At 66.5% G+C, this 18,751-nt stretch carries 15 protein-coding genes; 7 read left to right on the forward strand and 8 right to left on the reverse strand.

Features of this window, described 5'->3' with window-relative positions; translation table 11 throughout:
• Window positions 1–636: 636 nt before the first annotated feature.
• Window positions 637–1,458, forward strand: a complete 822-nt coding sequence (locus SAHL_RS04385) for a DUF1206 domain-containing protein (protein ID WP_123590181.1) — start codon at window positions 637–639, stop codon at window positions 1,456–1,458.
• Between the two features lie 415 nt (window positions 1,459–1,873).
• On the forward strand, window positions 1,874–2,449 hold the full coding sequence (locus SAHL_RS04390) for a DUF421 domain-containing protein (protein WP_221177829.1): 576 nt from the start codon (window positions 1,874–1,876) through the stop codon (window positions 2,447–2,449).
• Between the two features lie 45 nt (window positions 2,450–2,494).
• Here SAHL_RS04390 and SAHL_RS04395 read toward each other — a convergent pair whose 3' ends face one another.
• From SAHL_RS04395 to SAHL_RS04420, 6 genes are all read right to left on the reverse strand, one after another.
• Window positions 2,495–3,250 carry a glutathione S-transferase family protein gene (locus SAHL_RS04395; protein ID WP_123590182.1) on the reverse strand — a complete coding sequence of 252 codons (756 nt, stop codon included), beginning with the start codon at window positions 3,248–3,250 and terminating at the stop codon, window positions 2,495–2,497.
• A 373-nt stretch (window positions 3,251–3,623) separates the two neighbouring features.
• Entirely contained in the window at window positions 3,624–4,892 is a 1,269-nt protein-coding gene (locus tag SAHL_RS04400; RefSeq protein WP_123590183.1) for a TRAP transporter large permease, read from the reverse strand.
• Window positions 4,889–5,422, reverse strand: a complete 534-nt coding sequence (locus SAHL_RS04405) for a TRAP transporter small permease (protein WP_123590184.1) — start codon at window positions 5,420–5,422, stop codon at window positions 4,889–4,891. The genes SAHL_RS04400 and SAHL_RS04405 overlap by 4 nt, the downstream gene beginning before the upstream one ends.
• A gap of 19 nt (window positions 5,423–5,441) precedes the next feature.
• The gene (locus SAHL_RS04410) at window positions 5,442–6,443 is read right to left on the reverse strand and encodes a TRAP transporter substrate-binding protein (protein ID WP_123590185.1); all 1,002 of its coding nucleotides are present in this window, start codon (window positions 6,441–6,443) and stop codon (window positions 5,442–5,444) included.
• A gap of 62 nt (window positions 6,444–6,505) precedes the next feature.
• A complete protein-coding gene (locus SAHL_RS04415) occupies window positions 6,506–8,230 on the reverse strand; it encodes a thiamine pyrophosphate-binding protein (RefSeq protein WP_123590186.1) in 1,725 nt (574 codons plus the stop codon).
• A complete protein-coding gene (locus SAHL_RS04420) occupies window positions 8,227–9,831 on the reverse strand; it encodes a class I adenylate-forming enzyme family protein (RefSeq protein ID WP_123590187.1) in 1,605 nt (534 codons plus the stop codon). The genes SAHL_RS04415 and SAHL_RS04420 overlap by 4 nt, the downstream gene beginning before the upstream one ends.
• 281 nt (window positions 9,832–10,112) lie before the next feature.
• Here SAHL_RS04420 and SAHL_RS04425 point away from each other — a divergent pair, with 281 nt between their 5' ends.
• The 3 genes from SAHL_RS04425 to SAHL_RS04435 all read left to right on the forward strand — a co-directional run bounded on the left by SAHL_RS04425 (window position 10,113) and on the right by SAHL_RS04435 (window position 13,172).
• On the forward strand, window positions 10,113–10,814 hold the full coding sequence (locus SAHL_RS04425) for a GntR family transcriptional regulator (protein ID WP_184947352.1): 702 nt from the start codon (window positions 10,113–10,115) through the stop codon (window positions 10,812–10,814).
• A 489-nt stretch (window positions 10,815–11,303) separates the two neighbouring features.
• Window positions 11,304–11,996, forward strand: a complete 693-nt coding sequence (locus tag SAHL_RS04430) for a uracil-DNA glycosylase family protein (RefSeq protein WP_123590189.1) — start codon at window positions 11,304–11,306, stop codon at window positions 11,994–11,996.
• A 594-nt stretch (window positions 11,997–12,590) separates the two neighbouring features.
• Window positions 12,591–13,172, forward strand: a complete 582-nt coding sequence (locus SAHL_RS04435; protein WP_123590190.1) for a hypothetical protein — start codon at window positions 12,591–12,593, stop codon at window positions 13,170–13,172.
• Between the two features lie 134 nt (window positions 13,173–13,306).
• On the opposite strand, the gene SAHL_RS04440 is transcribed toward SAHL_RS04435, so the two are convergent.
• Window positions 13,307–13,576, reverse strand: coding sequence for a DUF4235 domain-containing protein (locus SAHL_RS04440; RefSeq protein WP_123590191.1), 270 nt, complete (start codon window positions 13,574–13,576; stop codon window positions 13,307–13,309).
• Between the two features lie 236 nt (window positions 13,577–13,812).
• Between SAHL_RS04440 and SAHL_RS04445 the strand changes: the two genes are divergently transcribed.
• The gene (locus SAHL_RS04445; RefSeq protein ID WP_123590192.1) at window positions 13,813–15,225 is read left to right on the forward strand and encodes an FAD-binding oxidoreductase; all 1,413 of its coding nucleotides are present in this window, start codon (window positions 13,813–13,815) and stop codon (window positions 15,223–15,225) included.
• Between the two features lie 80 nt (window positions 15,226–15,305).
• Here the strand turns inward: SAHL_RS04445 and SAHL_RS04450 are convergent, their stop codons facing one another.
• On the reverse strand, window positions 15,306–17,252 hold the full coding sequence (locus SAHL_RS04450) for a primary-amine oxidase (RefSeq protein WP_123590193.1): 1,947 nt from the start codon (window positions 17,250–17,252) through the stop codon (window positions 15,306–15,308).
• 171 nt (window positions 17,253–17,423) lie between these two features.
• Between SAHL_RS04450 and SAHL_RS04455 the strand changes: the two genes are divergently transcribed.
• Window positions 17,424–18,623, forward strand: coding sequence for a M24 family metallopeptidase (locus SAHL_RS04455; RefSeq protein ID WP_123590194.1), 1,200 nt, complete (start codon window positions 17,424–17,426; stop codon window positions 18,621–18,623).
• Window positions 18,624–18,751: the final 128 nt, after the last annotated feature.

Consider the following 18,751-nt stretch of genomic DNA (forward strand, 5'->3'; position numbering starts at 1 on the left):
GCATCGGCGGTGACCCGAGCGGCCATTGGCGTCACCCGCTCGTCTCGGCGCGATCGGGGCTGGCGTTGTCGAACTGGCGAGGCGCATGGATCATGAGGCCGGCGTCCGAGTGAGGCGTGACTTGGCCGCTGGGGGGCGGACGGCGGCAACGATTCGGGTGCTCGTCGGCCTCGTGTTGACTGCGATATCAGTCGCGGGCACGAGCGGGCACCGCGCGGGCTGTTCACGGCCCGCACGCGGCCTCCGGTGTGATCACCCGGCATGCGCCCCGGAGATCGCTTTTGGGCGCGGGTTGAACTCTGCTCATTGAGGGTACCGTTGTCATCCCAAAGGGTAACGGTGGGACACGAGTCCGGAAGCGGAAAAATTAAAAATAATAATTTTAACGAGTACTCGAAAAGTGCGGGCTCAGCGAGTAAAGCCTTTCCGAGTGGTTGTAGCGCAAGCCCGCTGCGGTTCAGTGACTTGTCTTGATTGCCGGGCGGCACGGGGTTGCCGTTCGACCTTGCTCGCAAAAAAACGTCATTGAAGGTTTACGATCGAGCGTGGAAGCGTCAAGGTATCTGCTCATTAGGCCCGACGGGCCGTAATAATCGAAAAATTTTCAAAATTTCTAGTCACTTTTACGGATACGATATGAATGATAAGACGCGGGAAGCTGCCGATGCGGCGGGCAAGGGCGTGGAATGGCTGGCCCGGTTCGGCTACGCCGCAAAGGGCGTCGTCTACGCGATCGTCGGCGTGCTGGCAGCCATGGTGGCCTTCGGCATGGGCGGTCAGACCACGGGCACGAAAGGCGCGGTCAGCCAGATCGGCAGTGAGACCCACGGTCAGGCGATGCTGCTGGCGGTTGCAGTCGGCCTGTTCGGCTACGTCGTGTGGCGCTTCACGCAGGCGATCAAGGACCCGGAGCGCGAGGGCACCGATTTCAAGGGCCTGATCAAGCGTGCTTCGTTCTTCATCAGCGGTCTCATCTACGGGTCGTTGGCGATCTATACGATCAGCCTGCTCCTGGGATCCGGCGGCGGTGGCGGCGGTAATTCCAAGGACAGCATGACCGCCCGCCTGATGTCCTATGAAGGCGGCGTCTGGGCCGTGGGCGTCATCGGCGCGATCATCGTGCTGATGGGCGTGATGCAGTTCGTGCGCGCCTACAAGGAGAAATACAAGAAGAAATGGTCGCTCGCCCAGATGGGCGCCACCCAGACCCGCTGGGCCTCGCGCATCGCGAAGTGGGGGCTCTCGGCGCGCGGGCTGGTGTTCTTCATCATCGGCGGCTTTCTGATCGTGGCCGCGTTGCAGACCGATCCGAGCAAGGCCACCGGCCTGAACGGGGCGCTGGACACCCTCGCGCAGCAGAGCTATGGGCTGGTGCTGCTGGGCGTCGTCGGCCTCGGTCTGCTGTGCTACGGCATCTATTGCTGGGTCAACGCCCTCTACCGGCGTATCAACCCTTAGGCCTCGGCGCCGCGCACTCGCCGTCACCCCGATGCCCGGTCGTCGTCGCAGCATCGCGCATCAACCGAGATCGGGTGTTGCGACGGCGGCGCGTGGTTTCCGGGCGCTAACGCCGGCACGAACCTCGCGGGCCGAATCCGGCTCGCAGCGCGTCGGACGACGGTGTCGAGGCACCACGCGACGGCCGGCCCGGCGCGTCCCGACGAGCGCACGGGCCGGCTCCGGCATCGAGCGCTGTGTGCGTCGACCGCCGTGCGCCGGGGAAGGCATGGCATCGTGTTGACCTGGCCAAGGCAGCCGCGATGGGCCGTGTCGTCGATTGCCGGCCCATCAGAGCGTCGCGCGGGAGCTGCGCCCGTCCGACGAATCGGTTGGGCGTCATCGAATGTTTCGCAAGTCGGACGGCGCGGGTACCGTGGCCGCCATTCCAGCAGAGGACGGATTTTTCATGTGGGCAGATTGGTTTCTCGCGTCGCCGCAGGCGTTGCTCGCGGTCGTGGCGAGTACGGCGGCCATGTATGCGGCGGTGCTGATTTTCGCGCGGTCCGCGGGCGTACGCAGTTTCGCCGAGATGTCGGCGTTCGACATCGCGGTCACGATCGGCATCGGCTCGACCATGGCGACGACGATCGCCGCCAAGACGCCGGCGCTGCTGCAGGGCGTGTTGGCGGTTCTGATGCTGTATGCCCTACAGCTCGGCGTGTCGCGCTGGCGTTCTCGTTCGAGGGCGGCGGAAACGGCCGTCGACAACACGCCGATCCTGCTGATGACCCACGGCGGGCGCATGTTGCCCGAGAACATGCGGGTCGCGCGGGTCACCGAGGACGATCTGCGCTGTCAGCTGCGGAATGCGAACGTGCTCGATCACCGCAATGTCCAGGCCGTCGTCATGGAGGGAACGGGGCGTATCAACGTCCTGCACAGCCATGCTGAACCGACGGCCGATGACATCTGGGTCCTGCAGAACGTGCGCGATTATTCGGCGGGCTGAATCGGCCGCGCGCCGGTCGCCCGGGGGCGTCGGCGACGACCACGGTCAGGTGAAGGCCTGCTCCAGTTCCAGATAGCCACCGCTTTCGTCGTGGATGATCCGTCCCTGATCTCGGATTTCGGCAGAGATGTCCCGGAAATGCGGGCGGGCGGCCAGCGTGTCCAGCCAGCTTGCCACCCGCGGATAGCGGTTAAAGCGATAGCCCACGGCGACGATCTGGTACAGCTCGCAAGCGATCGTGAGATCGGCCAGGGTGGGCTGTTCGTGGCCGCAGAGCATGGCCGGCGCCTCCTGACCCGTCGGCCGCGCGAGATGCGCCTCGAGCTGTGCCAGGCCGGCGTTCAGGCCGGCCTGAAGCGGGCGCAGCAGGGTGTCCTGGATTTCGTACTTGAGCATCGGCAGCGTCCGATGCAGGTTCATGATGTGGTGGAACATGTCGTGGCGCCGCACGTTGTTGTGATGCCAGGCCATCCACTGATCGATGCGCGCAGCCCGCGCCGCGTCGTCTCGATCCGGGTACCAGTGCGGTGCCGCTTCCGAGGCCGCGGTTCGGCACAGATAGCGTATGATCGCGTGGCTCTCGGCGAGCATGAACGCCCCTGATGCGCCGGCCGCGTCCGAAACCGCGAGTGCCGGCACCGTCTGCATCGGATTGATCTCACGAGCGAACCACGGCTGGCGGGTCTCGCCGCCGGCGAAATCGATCTCCTGCCAGTCATAGTCGACGCCGAGTTCGCGCAACAGGATCTCGACCGCACGGCAGGGCTGCGACAGGCGGTGGGCGTAAAGAGTCAGCGGCATGGTGTGACTTACCGGGTTTGTGCGGCGCAGGGGCCGTGTCGAAACGACACCACTCTATCGGTGTATTCCCGGGATGCCATGGGCGATGTTCCGGATGGATAACCGCCTGTGATGCGCCGCGATGGATGTCGGCGAGTGTCGATCGCATGCGCTCGGGGCGCCTGGCGCAGATACTGTGACGATGGCAGGCGATCGTGGCCGTGGCCCGCCTTGCCGAGGTCTCGTGGCGAGGCCGAAGCAGGGCGTTTCGCCGCCAGTGCAACGAGAGTTCCAGGTTGCGCTGGTCTGGTGTCTTGCGTCCGGGTACTGACCGTACACGCGAAGCGATGCGGCGTCCGGCCGGGTGGGTGCCGGCCGGTCCACGGGAGGATCGTTAGGTCAGGTATCGATACCATAGTGAAAGCTGCGGGATGTAGGTGGTCAGCAGCAAACAGATCAGGCCCGCGGCGAGAAACCACAGCACTTCCTTGAGCAACGGCATCAACGGCAGCCGGTTGGTCAGGGCGGCGACATACAGATTGGCGGCCAGTGGCGGGGTCAGCAGGCCGATCTCGATGTTGACCACCACGATGATGCCGAAGTGGACCGGGTCGATACCGTATTCGGCGGCCGCCGGCGCCAGCAGCGGGCCGAGTAGCAAGGTCGCCGCGCTCGTTTCCATGAACATGCCGACCAGCAGCAGCGTCAGGTTCACCAGCAATAGAAACAGCAGCGTACTGTCGGTCAGCGACAGGGCGTATGCGGCGATCTGCTGCGGGATCTGTTCCAGAGTCAACGCTTGGTTGAAGATCGCGGTGAAGCCGATGACGAACATGATCGCCGCGGCGCTGGCCGCCGCCTGAGTGAAACCGGTCAGCGCGTCGGCGAACCTGGCCACCCGGCCGAGCAGCAGATAGACGAACGCGTATATCGCGGCGACGGACGCGGCCTCGGTGGGTGTGAAGATGCCGGAGTAGATGCCGCCGAGCACGAGCAATGGCATCAGCAGTGCCGGTAGCGAGCTGGCTGCGCCGGCCAGCGAAATGCCGGTATGTGACTGATGGTCGGCCGCTGCTTCGCGGCCGTCCGTGATGACGGTGGCTGAACGCAGCGCGTGTACGCTCATGAACACGACGATGAACACGAAGCCCGGTACCAGCGTCGCCAGAAACAGTTGCGTGATCGAAACGCCGACGGCGGAGCCGTAGAGAATGAGCGGGATCGACGGCGGTAGAAGGACCCCGAGCAGCCCCGCGGAGGCGTTGAGCGCACCGACATAGCCCGGACGATACCCGGCCTCGAGCATGTCCGGGCCCATCGCGCGACCGATGGCGGCGACAGTGGCCACGGACGAGCCGGTGATCGCCCCCATGAGCGCGCTGGAGCCAATCATGATATGGCCGAGCGGAGCGCTGCTCCAGCCGAATATGCGCCGGCTGATACGTATCAGCCGCCGGGTGAGGCCGCCGCGATTCATCAGCTCGCCGCTGAGTATGAACAGCGGGATCGCCAGCAGCGGATAGTTCAGTAGCGTGTCGAGCGTCGTCTGGGCGACGTAGTCGAGATTGATGAACCAGTCGTCGGCTTCCAGCAGTATCGCCAGTGAAAAGGCGATGCCGATGGGCGCGCCGAGTAGGAGCAGAACGGCGAGCAGAACGATCATGGGTTGCGGGTCCGGTCGGGTACCGCCGCTTCGCCTGCCAGCATGGCGAGCACGCGCATGACGGCATGAAACATCATCAGCGCCGTGCCCAGGGGAAAGCACAGTGCCAGCATCCAGAGCGGTGTGCCGAGGTCGAGCAGCTTGTCGCCGCTGGCGAGAAAATCCTCGACGAGATGAATGCCGCTTCGCATATACAGGTAGGCGAAGATCGTGGTCGCGATCGCGACGGCCACCTCGGCGAGCGTTCGCACGGCTCGCCATGGTGCGTGGCGGACGAGGTCAATGGTCACGTGCGAACCAAGGCAGGTGCACAGGGCGCCCCCGACCAGAGTCAGGGGCACCATCGCGGCCAGCCCGAGTTCGCCGACGTTCGGCAGCGGTAGATCGAGATTGCGCACGGCGACCGTGACGGCGATCGAGATCGCCATCACGGCCAGCGACAACCCGCACACGATCTTTTCCACGGCACAGATACCGCTCTCGATCTGCCGGAGTCCGCGAAGCCAGGGGGTCTGACTGAGAATGGCCATGGCCTGGGACCGTCGCCGATCAGTCCGCCGTCATGACGTCGCGCAGCGCGTCGACGCGGTCCTGTCCGTAAACCGAGGTCAGCTCGCTCCAGACCTCGTCGGCCACCGCCCGGAAGCCTTCCTGCGCCTCGGCCGACGGCTCGATGACCTCCAGGCCGGCATCCTTGATCGCCTTGAGGGCTTTTTCGGCGTTCTCGCGATTGCGCTCGATCTGCCAGTCGCTGACCTCTTCGGCAATGTCGGTGAGCAGCTCGCGGTCCTTCTCGTCGAGACCTTCGAACGCGCGCTGGCTGGCTGTGATCGTCGACATGACGTAGGAATGATGAGTCAGAGTCACGTACTTCTGGGCCTCGAAGAAGCGCGCCTGCTCGATGAGAATGACGCCGTTCTCCTGCCCGTCGACCGTGCCCTGCTGCAATGCGGTGAACAGCTCCGGGAAAGGCATGATCACGACCTGACTACCGGCCTTGTCGAAGAACAGCTTGAGCGACTGCGAAGGCACGACGCGCAGCTTCAGACCGTCGAGATCGTCGACCGTGCGAACGGGACGCTGCGAATTCGAGATGTCACGGAAGCCGTTCTCGAAATACGCCAGCGTTTTCATGTCGTGCTTTTCCAGCGTGCTGTCGAGCGTCTCGTGGATGATGTTGCGCTCACCGTAGAAGATGCGATCGACCGCTTCGTAGTCCGTCGCGATGTAGGGCAGGATGTGGAAATCGAACAGCGGATCGATCCCGACCAGCGAGTTCGGGTTCAGGAAAGCGAGCTGGATCGTGCCGCGGGACAGCCCACGGCCGATCGCTTCGTCACCGCCGAGCTGGCCGGCGGGATAGACCTTGACGTCGATCCGGCCGTCCGAACGCTCGGCCGCGAGTTCGGCGAACATGTCAGCGGCTTCGCCCACCGAGCTCTGCTCGGGAAAGACGTGGGCCAGCCGCAGCCGGACGTCCTGGGCCATGCCTTGGATCGGCACGAGCATTAGGGCGGCCGCAGCCGCGATGATGGCAAGTTTGGTCTTCATGGTGTCTCCTCCATTTCTATTTCTTGGATCACCGGCTGAGGTTCAGCCTACTCATCGGGGCGTCATGACAGCCCCAACCAGTTTCTTTCCGCCGCATCCCAGGCCTCCAGCGCCTGGTGATCGGGTACCCACGCCAGCCCCGACTTGCTGTCGGAGGACGGTGGCTCGGGCGAGGTGACGGCGTCGATGAGCACCGGCTCGCCGTCGGCCAGGGCCGCAAAGGCTTCGTCGAGTGCCGGTGCGATCTCCGCCGCCGTCTCCAGGCGCCAGGCCTTCATGCCGAAGGCGCGCGCCATCGCCGCATAATCGGCGTATTGCAGCTGCGTGCCCACCGCTCGGCCGAACCGGTCCATCTGGTCGCGCACCTCGATGGCCCACGATCCGTTGTTGCTGACGACGATCATGCAGGCTGCCTTGTGCCGGACCGCGGTATCCAGCTCCATGGCGGTAAAGCCGAACGAGCCGTCTCCGGTGACGGCAACGACTTGCCGGCCGGGCGCCGCCTTGGCCGCGCCGATGGCGAAGGCGGGGCCGATACCGATGCAGCCCAGAGGCCCTGGGTCGAGATAGGTGCGGCCGTTGAGCGCCACGCGGGCGAAGCTCAGCGAATCGCCGCCGTCGGCAATGATCACGGCCTGGGGGTCGAGGCGTTTCTTCAATTCGGCGAGCAATCGATTCGGCGCCATGCGGCCCGCCGCGTCCGAAGGCGCGGACTCGAGCGTCTCGAGCAGGCCGGCGACGCGTTCGGCGTGCTTGCCGCGCAGCCCGGCCAGCCAGGCCTCGTCGCTCGGGTGGGGCTGCGCGTCGAGGCGCCGCGCCAGCTCGGCCAGTGTGAGTCCGAGGTCGCCGAGCAGCGACACGTCGCCGAGCCGGTTATCCGACAACTCGGCGGCGGTATCGGCGATACGCAGCAAGCTGGCCTGTCCGAAAACGGCGGGCGATCCGTAGGCGAGCTGGAAATCGAGCCGGCGGCCGACGGTGATGATCAGATCCGCCTGCTGCATGGCCGCGCCGCGCACCGCACCGATGTGGGCCGCATGGCTTTCGGGGACGATTCCCTTCGTCTCTCCGGTGTCCAGATAGCCGGCCCGGGCGGCGGTCAGAAAGGCGGCCAGTTCCCGGGGCGCCGTGTTGGCCCCGCGACCGCTGATGACCACGGGACGTTGGGCCTGGGCGATCAGCTTGACCGCCGCTGCGAGGTCGTCGTCGCCCGGGCGCGTCTTCGGGCGAGCGACGCCGGCGACGTGTTCGGTCGCGCACAGCGCCGCGGGTACCGTCTCGCGCTGGATGTCGACCGGCAGATCGATGAAGGCCGGGCCGGGCTCGTCGCCATGGCCGAGGGCGGCGGCGATGGCCGCGTCAAGTTCCCGGGCCACGGCATGGGCGTGACCGATGGTGTGCGCGTAGCGGGTGATCGAGCGCACTAGATCGATATGCGACATGTCCTGCAGTGCGCCGCGATTCTCCTGGGTGCGCGGGGGCAGCCCCGAAAGGATGAGCACCGGGATGCGCGACTTGTGCGCGTTCGCGATCCCCGTCATCGCATTGGTCACCCCGGGGCCCGCGGTGACGAGCGCGACGCCGAGCCCGCCGCTCACGGCCGCCGACGCATGGGCCATGTAGACGGCCGAGCGTTCGTCGCGCACGTCGATGATCTCGATGCCGGCGTTCACGAGGGCCATCCATATCGGCATGATGTGGCCGCCGCACAGCGCGTAGACGCGCGTCGTGCCGCGGGCCTTGAGGCTCTTCGCGATCAGTGTTGCAGCGGTCAGCGCCTCGCTCATGACGTACCTCCCGGCCCGGAGCCGTCGGTGACGGTGGTTTGTGCCTCGGCGATGCGCTCCTTGAGGACGCGGTGCAGCAGCTTGCCGGTGGCGGTTCGGGGCATTTCGTCATCCGTCAGAAAGGTCACCGCCCGGGGGCGTTTGTAGCCGGCGAGCCGGCCGCGACAGGCTTCGATGAGCGTCTGGCTGTCCAGCGTCTGCCCGCGCTGCGGCACGACCACGGCGTGTACGCGCTCGCCCCATTTGGCGTCGGGTACGCCGACTACAGCGACGTCCTTGACCCCGGGCAGGGCGCCGACGACGGCCTCCACTTCCGAGGGATAGATGTTCTCGCCCCCCGAGATGATCATGTTCTTCTTCCGGTCCACCAGCTGGATGAATCCGTTCTCGTCGCGTACGCCCATGTCGCCCACCGAGCAATGATCGCCGTCGAAGGCCTCGCGCGTGAGCTCCGGCTGATTCCAGTAGCCGTCGAAGGTGTAGGGCGTCAGCGAGTACAGTTCCCCCGGCGTGCCGTCCGGTACTTCGTCGCCATGCTCATCGAGTAGGCGGATCGGACCGGAACCCACACACTCTCGACCGACCGTGCCGAGATGGCTGAACTGCTCGGCGGGGTGGAGCATCGTGACCCAGCCGGCCTCGCTCGACCCATACAGCTCGAACAGCCCCGAATTGGGAAACATCTCCATGATCTCTCGCTTGGTGTCGGCCCGCGCGGGGGCCGACGAAATCATCATCTTCTCCATGCGTCCCAGATCGCCGCCGGCGGGGCGCTCGGCCTGGGGCAGAGATAGCAGCATGATGAACTGGGTGGGCACGAGTGAGGTGAAGCTGCAGGGCAGGGCCTGCATGGTCTTCAACACGTGCGCGGGGTCGAAGCTACGGCGCGAGTAGATCGTGATCGCGCCGCCGCAGTAGACGAAGGCGCAGAAGAAGTTCAGGGAATTGGCGTGCGACATCGGCATGACCAGCAGGGCCTCGTCGCTGTCGTTCACGCTTAGTTCGATATCGGTGACGAGTGCGAGCATCGCCATGCCGTGGTGGCTGCGGATGACCCCCTTGGGATTTCCGGTCGTGCCCGAGGTGAACATGAGCGTCCACGGATCATCCGGCAGTACGACCACCGACGGGCGCGTTGCCCGTGCCGAGGCGATGATGGTCTCGTAGCCCGTCCAGCCACTCGGCGGTGCGTCGCTGCCGAACAGTATGAAGCGCGCCACGGGGATGTCGAGATCGGCGCGGATGGCCTCGACGTCTTCGTGCAACCCGTTCTGGACGATCAGCATCGTCGCCCCGGCACTCTCGATGATGTATTGCATCTCCGTCGGTGCGAGACGGAAGTTGATCGGCACTACGATCACACCGCACTTTGCCGCAGCGATATAGATCTCGGCCCACTCGATGCAGTTGTACGCCAGTACCGCGATGCGGTCGCCCTTGACGGCATCGAGGGCGCCGAGCGCATTCGCCAGACGGTTGGCCCGTACGTCCCATTCCCGGAACGTCAGGGCGCGATCGAGGTCCCGGACGGCCCGCTTGCCCGGATTCATGCGTGCCTGGCCTTCGACGATCTGCGCGAGATTCTGGATCGCTTGCCGCATGTGGACTCCTGACTTATGCTTTTCATGCACTCTGAATTCAGAGTTCGGAAGCGTCAAGTACGACCATCGTCGTGGTGTTGCTGCATCATGTAGCCGCGAAGCCGGGCCCTGACGACGCGTTGCCGTGTCGAATGAAGTCGAGTGGACGATCGATTTCGGGCCGGTGATCACTGCGGCGTGCGCCGTGACACGACCGTTCGTGCAGCGCCACGTCGGTTCGTGAGCGGTGAGGTCGAAGCGGGATGAAGGCTTATGAAGGAAGGATTCGGAGTAGCAAACTGATGCGCAAAGTGGCCAACGTGACGCGGCGGGTCGAGCAGGCCTACGAGATCATTCGCGACAGTATCTGCGACTGTACGCTCGAGCCGGGTACCCATCTCGTGCAGGAGGACCTCGCCGCGGACATCGGCGTCTCGCGCCAGCCCATCCAGCAGGCCATGCTGCTGCTCAAGGCCGATGGCCTCGTCATCGAAACCGGTGGTCGCGGGCTCTATGTCGCCCCCATGGACCCGGACAGCATCGTCTTCCATTATCAGATCCGAACCCAGATGGATCGTCTGGCAGCCTGTCTCGTGGCCCACCGGTCGGCCCACGCGGATGCATCGGCCTTCCGGCGCGATCTGGAGATCAACGGCCAGCGCCTGATCGATCAGGGGCGTCGAGCCAACCGTGAGGCAGGGGCGGCGGCTGCGGTCGCGCTCGATATGCAGTTTCACACGCTCATCTACGAGTATTCCGGTAACCCGCTGATCTCCACGGCGGCGGAGCCGCACTGGAATTTCCTGCGCCGCGTGATGATCAGTGTGCTGCTGCACGCCGGCCGCGGCGATACGGTCTGGGACGAGCACGAGCGGATTCTCCAGCAGTTGCTGGCCGGGCAGGCGTCGGTGGCCGATACCGTCGAGGCCCATATCCTTGGCGCGCAGCGGGCACTGCTGGATATCCTGAACGGCGATGACCGGCTGACGACCCGTTCCAGTTGAGCGTTGTTGGCGAGCCGCGCGGGACGATGCGGTCGCTCGCCAACCCGTCGCTGTGAACGGCGACACCGGGACTCAGTTCAGGCCGAAGCCATGTAGCGTCGATGGCGTGGCCGACGTTGCGAAACATGGGAGCGCGAGTAGGGGCGATGCACCGGGAGGGCGCCGATACCCATGGGCCGGTCTCACCCCGGTTACCCGCCGGCGAGGCTACGACATCCGCCGTGACTCTGGTGTCCCGCCCGCGCATGGTACGAGCGGTCGGGCTGGAATCGACGATCGATTCGGCGCGGTCCGCTGAGGTGTCGATGACACGCGCGGGCCGTCGCCGTGACCGCGAGACGCGAAACTCGTGATCGCCAGCTCTATTGCGTCGATCGAAGGGCAACGTGGATCGGTCCCTGCGGTGCCGCGGGCTCTGCGTGCGGCGGCGTGCCGCATGCGTGCTGAAGGCGTACCCTTTCGCGTCCCCCATACAAGTTCGTGTCGCCGATGCCGCTGAATACCCGACAGCACGAAGCCTTTCGCGAGCTCGCCGCAGATACGGCGGGCATCGATGTCGAGACCTACGCCCGTTACGACAAGGATCCGCTGGAGCCGATCATCGGTCTCGGCCGCGCGAATGCCCGCGTCGGCTTTTTCGGCCGCGACCCGGGGCGCGAGGAGGTGCGATACGACGAGCCGTTCATCGGTGCCGGCGGTCAGCTGGTGCGCAAGGCGCTGTACCGGCATCTGCACGGCGAGGAAATGCCGGATTTCGAGGCCTCGCGCGTCGTCGGGCAGCCGTTTTTCTGGATCAACACGGTGCCGTACAAGCCGGCCGGTAACAAGGCGTGGTCGATGCGGGTCAAGCGGCGTTTCCAGCCGTTGATGACCGCGCTGCTGGTGACGCAGTGGCAGGGCCGGGCGTTGATCACTCTGGGCCGCGAGGCGTTTCTATGGTTCGGCATCGGCCAGTCGAAGGCCGAGCGTGCGCGCATCGAGGCGTTCTGGCAGCGACCGGATCGGTTCGAATCGGCCATCGCGGTCACCCTGGCCGCACCCGAGGGGCCGGCCCGGACGTTCGATATTCATCCGCTGCCGCATCCGTCGCCGCTGAACGCGACCTGGTACAAGCGCTTTCCGGGCCTGCTGGCCCAGCGCCTGGAGCAGCTCGACGTGCGGGTCGATAACCTCGAGTGCTGAGGGCCGGGTAGCGTATACGCCGTCACGGCGTTTCCGTTCACGCACGCCCCGGCCGCGATCCGTGGATCGGGGCGCGGCGTTGCCGGGGTCGGTGTCCTCCGCGTGAATCGCGTTGGTTTGTTCGCAAGTTTCTGATTTTTGGCATCTTTGATGGTGGGATAAAAATCCCGTCAGCAATTCTTACATCGTAAAGGCCTGTTTTTCGGAAATACGCGTCAATCCGGACGGCCCTCGTCGAGAAACATGACAGCCCGGGTCGATGCGAGCCCGAATCGGTCCGATGACGAAGCGCCGATGCGGCCGGCGACACGATTTCCATGACTTGTCGACGATACAGAAACGTCGATAACTGACGGATTGAACTCGCTTAATTTCTAGTATTCTGCTGAGCGGCCCGTAGTTCTGCATGAATGGCATCGCTTTGGCCGTTTTCTGGCACATCGATTGCTCTAGCCACCCCGGACAGCGAGGGGCCGTCATCCATATTCGGCGCGCTGTTTCTTCAACCAATGAAACAGGGGTTCTGTAATGAAAATGCTAGGTGCGATCGGTGGCTTTGCCGCCCTCATGTTCGTTTAGGCCGGTGCGCATGCCGTGACGATCCAGTCGACGTACAGCGTCGACGCCAACGCGGTGGATCCCGGGTTGCAGATCCAGACGGCCGAAAACGCCGCTAATCCGTTCACTTACAACCTGTTGGCCGGTCAGTCCGTCACCTTTGATCTGTTCGATATCTGGACCAATGAGAACAGTCTCGATTTCGGCCTGTTCTCGGGCTGTGGTGCCGACTGCGATCCCAAGCCGATCAGTGTGAGCTTCGGCTTTCTGATGCCGGAAAACGGTCAGAGCACCGTCACGGGCACGACCCAGGGCGACTTCGACGCCCTGATCTCTCAGGAGGGTGAGCTGCGCTGGGACGGCCCGCAGACCTTTTCGTACGGGGCCAACGGTGACGGCCTGATCGAAGTCGCGCTCTCGGACGAGGACTTCAACACCGGGCTTTTCGGCCTGGATGAAGGTCGAGGTGCGGGTGCGACCGTGCAGGCGAGTTTGAGTCTGCTCAACGACGCCTCGCCGATGGACGTGCCCGAGCCGAAGCTGATCGGCCTGCTGGGGCTGATGCTGATCGCGACCGGTCTGGTCGCTCGTCAGCGCCGCGACGGCCGTATCGGCTGATCGCCGTTACGCTCGGCGCATGAAAGAGCCGGCGGCCGAGAGGCTGCCGGCTTTTTTCGTTCTCGTGCCCTGTTCGGCCACCGGGCCGGGCCGCGAGACGCTCGGCCCGCCCGAACCCCGAGCGTGGCCGCGCCTCAGACCGGGGGTTGGCGGCCGATCGCCTTGCGCCAGGCGCCGCTGACCGCGCCCTGGCCGACGACCCGCGCGAAGGCCACGCAGAAACCGCTGACCGCGGCCCAGGCCAGAAGGCCCTGCCAGCTGTTGCGGCGATCGGCCACGTCCTGCGGCGGCTCCTCGTCACGCGTGCGGCGCCAAACGGCGGTGGCGCCCTGCCGTGCCGCCATGCCGGCGCCGATCGTGGCCCCGGCGGCCAGCGCCGCCCAGAGTATGCGTTCTCGATCCATGACTGTTGTCGCCCGGACCGCCGGGCGCTCCCATATTGAATAATGGCGTCATCGTACCCGAGGATGCAGGCGACGATCGCCCGCCGGCCACGGCGTCGCTCGCGGGCGTATGGCCGGACGCGGCGATGCCGCGAGGCGGCCGGTGCGCCAGCGCATCGCATACCCGATAGAATGACGCGCGGATATCGGATCGCGGTCGGATGCACGCGCCGTGATCCCGACGATAGGGAGACTTAATGGCCGGTACGACCGCCCATCCGGAACCGGCCGCGGCGCCCGCCGCCGTGACGGCCGTCCTCGAGACGCTCCGCCCGCTGCTGGGCGAGCGGCTGACGACCCATACGGCGGTGCGGGAACAGCACGGCCACGACGAATCCTGGCATCGCCCGGCACTGCCGGATGCCGTGTGTTTCGCGCAGACCGCCGACGAGGTCGCCGCCATACTGCGTTGCTGCAATGCGCACGGCGTGCCGGTGCTCGCCTACGGCGTGGGCACCTCGATCGAGGGCCAGGTGATCGCCGAGCGCGGTGGTCTGTGCGTCGACCTGTCGCGAATGGACGCGATCCGTGCGGTGCGCCCGGACGACATGGACGTCACCGTCGAGGCGGGCGTCACGCGCACCGCCCTCAACGCGCATCTGCGCGACACGGGGCTGTTCTTTTCGGTCGACCCCGGGGCGGACGCCAGCCTCGGCGGCATGGCCTCGACCCGCGCCAGCGGCACCAATACGGTCCGCTACGGCACCATCCGCGACAACGTTCTGTCCCTGACCGCGGTCATGCCCGACGGCACGGTCGTGCGTACCGGCGGGCGGGCACGCAAGTCCGCTGCAGGCTACGATCTGACGCATCTGCTGATCGGTGCCGAGGGCACGCTCGGCATCATCACGGAGCTGACCGTGCGCCTGCACGGCCTGCCGGAGGCGGTCTGCGCGGCCACCGTGGTCTTCGCCGATGTCGCTGGTGCCGTGGACGCGGTGATCGCCTCCATCCAGCACGGTCTTCCGATGGCTCGCATCGAGCTGCTCGACGAGCTCTCGATGCAGGCGGTCAATCGCCACAACGGCCTGGCCCACGCCGAGAAACCGACGTTGTTTCTCGAATTCCACGGCAGCGCCGCCGCGGTCGAGGCACAGGTCGCGACCATGGGCGAGCTCTGTCGCGAGTTCGGCGGCAGCGACTTCGCCTGGGCGACGCGGGAGGAGGAGCGCAGTGCGCTCTGGGCCGCGCGGCACGCCGCGGCCTATGCGTCGAAGCAGCTACGCCCCGGCCGGGACTTCCATGCCACCGATATCTGCGTGCCGATCTCGCGGCTGGCCGAGGCCATCGAAGCCGCGCAGGCGGACGTGGCCGAACTCGGCCTCACCGCGCCGCTGTTCGGTCACGTCGGCGACGGCAATTTCCATCTGGTGGTGGTGCTCGATCGCCACGACCCGGCCGAGGTCGCGGCACTGGACACGCTCAACGCGCGCCTGATCTCGCGGGCGCTCGCCGTCGGGGGCACCTGCACCGGCGAACACGGCATCGGCGTCGGCAAGCGCGACTATCTGCGCGATGAGCACGGGGCCGGCGTGGACGTGATGCGCGCGATCAAGCAGGCGCTCGACCCGAACGGGATCATGAATCCCGGCAAGCTCTTGCCTGACTAACCGCCGGCCGGGGGTTGTCCCGGTCCCGTGCCGCAATCCGCCGGGCAGATGCCGCCCGACAGCCGTCATTCGACGGGCGGCTACGTCGAAGACGGCTCGTTGCAGCAGCCCGCGTGGCGGCTGTGACTCGACGCCGACGGCGGCACGTTCATGGTCGGGTTGCGGTCGAAAAAGCCCGACGCGCGCAGGGCGAAGCCGGCGTGGGCGACGGGCATGACCGGCCAGTCCTCCGGCCGCGGGATGTGATGGTGGCCGACGGTGTGCCAGAGCACGATGTCGGTGTCGTCGAGATCGCGCTGCCGGCGCGCATAGGCGGTCAGGCCGGTGTCGGCCGGGTTCTGGTTGATGTAGTCGCCGGCGGCGAACAGTTCGTCGCGGTCGTAGGCGGTGATCCAGACCGGATGATGGATGAACGCTGCGCGCCGGCTCACCGGGGCGTCGGGATAGGCGAACGGGCGGACCGTCTCGCCGGGTACGAGCGCGTAGCCGACGGCCTGGCCGAGCGCGTTGGTCACCGACGGGTTGACGATCTTCCACTGGCGGCCGGCGAGCGGATCGGCCTGGCGAGCGCCGTCGCGCTCGTTGGCGATCAGCGTCGACACCGGATGATAGGCGTTCAGATGCGGGTTGACGGCGGTGTCGTGCGGTGCGGCGACGGTATCGATCTCGCGGACCGAGTTGTCGACGCCGTCCACGGTCATGTCCAGGCGGAAATTGAAGAAATGCTGGTGGATGGGCGCATAGAGCTGCGGCGCGACCAGCGTGCCGTACTGCGGCGTCTCGCCGGGTGGAAAGGCGCCCACCGACAGACAGCCGGTGAGCTTTATATCCATCTCGACGGTGCCGTCCTGATACAGGCTCCAGTAGAAGCCGTAGTCGTAGTTGCCCACGGTGGCGAAGAACGAGATCACCAGCCGGCGCGAGCGGCGTACTTCGCTGTGTTCGGTGCGCCAGTCGGTATGTTTCCAGAGCGTGCCGTAATCCTCTTCGTGCAGGCAGATCACGCGGTTCATGTGCACGACCTCGCCGGTCGCGGTGACCTGGTCGACGTCGAAATAATGGATCGTGCCGAGACAGTCGCAGCCCAGGGTGAGCGTGTTCGCCAGCCGGCCGACGCCGTATTCGCCCACGTCGAAGGCGTTCTTGCGGTTGTGCACCGGCGTCGGGTCGCCGTAGGGCACGACCATTTCCGACAGGGCGGCGCGATACATCACCGGGCGCTCGCGGCCCTGATCGTTGTAAGCGAGCTGGTGCAGCACCAGCCCCTCGCGCGGGGTGAAGCCAACGCGAAACGACCAGCCGAGCCATTCGACGTGCTGGCCGTCGACATGAAAGCTCGGCCCGTCCGGCTGCACGATTTCGAGCGCCTTGATGTCGTCGCGCAGCGGGCCGACCGAGTCGGCGGTATAGTGGCCGCTCAGAGGCGGCAGCGCGACCTCGCCGTGGTCCTCGACTTCGAGCACCGCCATGCGCTCGAGGTCGACCACGGCATGCACGCCGTCGACCGGGCGGCCGTAGCCGACGTCGTCGTCGCTGCCGCGCAGCCAGGTGTAGGCGCGCGCCAGCCGCCTGTCCGGCCAGCGCTCGTCACCGTAGAAGCCGGCCGACCAGGGGTCGACGATGGCGCGATCGAAATCGGTAATACCGCGTTTTTTCAGTGCAGCCTGCCAGGCGGGATCGGCCTTGACCGCCTTCTCGCAGTCGACGAATTCCTCGAGCAGAATACCCGGCTGCACGCCGGCCTTGTGCTCGCGCCGGGTCACGCTGGCGGTGTCCAGGCTCACCACGGCCTCCCAGGTCTGGCCGTCGACCATGAGGATGCAGAAGGCCTCGCGGGCCAGCGCCGCGCCCGGGGACCAGCCCAGCACGTCGCGTTTGTGCGGCTCGTAGAGGGTGACGGTATGAAAGATCGGCGCATCGCCGAAGCCGCCGTCCTCGCGGATCACGGCCACCACCGCGGCCAGCTCCTCGGCGCTCAGCGGCGTCAGCGGGTGGTCGGTGCCCTCGGTCCGTGCAATGTCGTCCATGCCTGTCTCCTGTAGTCGCGGATGGGCCGGACCGTTATGGTCCGTCGACGATTCGTTGCAATAGACGGGCCAGACGCGGCACCCGCGGTGACGGCTGTTGCAAGCCTCGGCGTTCTGGCGTTCGATGGGTGCGGGCCCGGCGCTGCGGGCCGATCGGCAGGAGGCGAGACCATGGACTACGACACCTATCGCGAGCAGCTGCTGGCCCGGCTGCCCGAGCCGGAGCTGGCCTTTCCGGTGGCCGAGTACGAGAGTCGCCTGGCGGCCGTGCGGCGGGCGATGGCCGAGCGCGGTCTCGATCTGCTGATGGTCACCGACCCGGCCGAGCTGTGCTATCTGACCGGCTACACCACCTTCGAGGTCTCGGTGCAGTGTGCGCTGCTGGTCTCGGCGCAGGAGTGCGTGCTGTTCGTGCCGGCGATCGAGATCGGGCCGGCGGTGTATCTGTCGCGGGTGGACGCGGTGATCGGCTATGCCTGGGAGTCGCCGCGGTCGGTCGCGGCGCAGTTGGCCGCCGAGATCGTGCGGCTGACCGCCGGTCCGGCGCCGCGCATCGCTGTCGCCCGCTGGAGCGGCTCGCTGCGGCCGGGGCTGCTGGAAGCGCTCGAAACGCAGCTGGACGGCGCCCGTTTCATGGATACGGGCGAACTGCTGGATCGCATCCGGGTGGTCAAGTCGCCGGCGGAGATGGCCTTTCTGGCCGAGAGCGCGGCCATCACCGGCGCCGGGCTGGACGCGGCCGGGCGAGCGGTCGGCGAGGGCGTGATCGACCACGAGATCGCCCGCGCCGGGGCCGACGCCATGCTCGGTGGCGGCAGCGAATTCATGAGCATGCAGCCGATCGTTGCGGCCGGCTTTCGCAGCGGCATCATCCACACCAGTCACGCGGGGTATCGGATCGCCCGCGGCGACGTCGTGTTCACCGAGTTCGGCGCCGTGCGCCGACGCTACACCGCGCCGATGATGCGCACCGCGGTGGTGGCGCCGGTGGCCGACGAGGTCCGCGTGTTCCACGAGGTCTGTCTGGCGGTGCTCGAGGCGGTCATGGAGGCTGCGCGCAGCGGTGCCCCGGTAGCGGGCGCGGCTCGCGCCGGGGCCGAGGCACTCGCGCCGATCGCTGACCGCGCATTCTTCTCGGGGGTCTACGGCTACCCGGTGGGCCTGCAGTTTCCGCCCTCCTGGGTGGCCGGCTCGACGTTCATCGCCGAGGACAGCGACGCGGTATTCGCCGACGACATGGTCTTCCATCTGCCCATCTGTCTGCGCCGGCCCGGGGCGTTCGGCGTCGGCGTCAGCGAGACGGTGCGGATCACCGCCGACGGCGCCCGGGCCATCACCGCCAACGATCGCCGCCTGCAGATCCACGATTGAGCCGTCCGCAGCCGCCGCGTGCCCGGCCCGCAACGGCGCTGCTGCAACGCGGATCACGTGGTCGCGGCGACCCCGTCGGTGCGATGGGCGAAGGCGGCCGAAGGTTTCTATAATGGCGGGGGGGGGGG

Origin of the sequence: Salinisphaera orenii subsp. halophila YIM 95161 (genome assembly GCF_003732545.1) — a bacterium.
Classification (GTDB): Bacteria; Pseudomonadota; Gammaproteobacteria; order Nevskiales; family Salinisphaeraceae; genus Salinisphaera; species Salinisphaera orenii_A.

What these genes read in the sequence shown, in the direction of transcription:
- SAHL_RS04385 (WP_123590181.1), top strand. Translation starts at nt 637, where the DNA reads ATGAATGATAAGACGCGGGAAGCTGCCGATGCGGCGGGCAAGGGCGTG.
- SAHL_RS04395 (WP_123590182.1), bottom strand. Translation starts at nt 3,250, where the DNA reads ATGCCGCTGACTCTTTACGCCCACCGCCTGTCGCAGCCCTGCCGTGCG.
- SAHL_RS04400 (WP_123590183.1), bottom strand. Translation starts at nt 4,892, where the DNA reads ATGATCGTTCTGCTCGCCGTTCTGCTCCTACTCGGCGCGCCCATCGGC.
- SAHL_RS04405 (WP_123590184.1), bottom strand. Translation starts at nt 5,422, where the DNA reads ATGGCCATTCTCAGTCAGACCCCCTGGCTTCGCGGACTCCGGCAGATC.
- SAHL_RS04410 (WP_123590185.1), bottom strand. Translation starts at nt 6,443, where the DNA reads ATGAAGACCAAACTTGCCATCATCGCGGCTGCGGCCGCCCTAATGCTC.
- SAHL_RS04415 (WP_123590186.1), bottom strand. Translation starts at nt 8,230, where the DNA reads ATGAGCGAGGCGCTGACCGCTGCAACACTGATCGCGAAGAGCCTCAAG.
- SAHL_RS04420 (WP_123590187.1), bottom strand. Translation starts at nt 9,831, where the DNA reads ATGCGGCAAGCGATCCAGAATCTCGCGCAGATCGTCGAAGGCCAGGCA.
- SAHL_RS04425 (WP_184947352.1), top strand. Translation starts at nt 10,113, where the DNA reads ATGCGCAAAGTGGCCAACGTGACGCGGCGGGTCGAGCAGGCCTACGAG.
- SAHL_RS04430 (WP_123590189.1), top strand. Translation starts at nt 11,304, where the DNA reads ATGCCGCTGAATACCCGACAGCACGAAGCCTTTCGCGAGCTCGCCGCA.
- SAHL_RS04440 (WP_123590191.1), bottom strand. Translation starts at nt 13,576, where the DNA reads ATGGATCGAGAACGCATACTCTGGGCGGCGCTGGCCGCCGGGGCCACG.
- SAHL_RS04445 (WP_123590192.1), top strand. Translation starts at nt 13,813, where the DNA reads ATGGCCGGTACGACCGCCCATCCGGAACCGGCCGCGGCGCCCGCCGCC.
- SAHL_RS04450 (WP_123590193.1), bottom strand. Translation starts at nt 17,252, where the DNA reads ATGGACGACATTGCACGGACCGAGGGCACCGACCACCCGCTGACGCCG.
- SAHL_RS04455 (WP_123590194.1), top strand. Translation starts at nt 17,424, where the DNA reads ATGGACTACGACACCTATCGCGAGCAGCTGCTGGCCCGGCTGCCCGAG.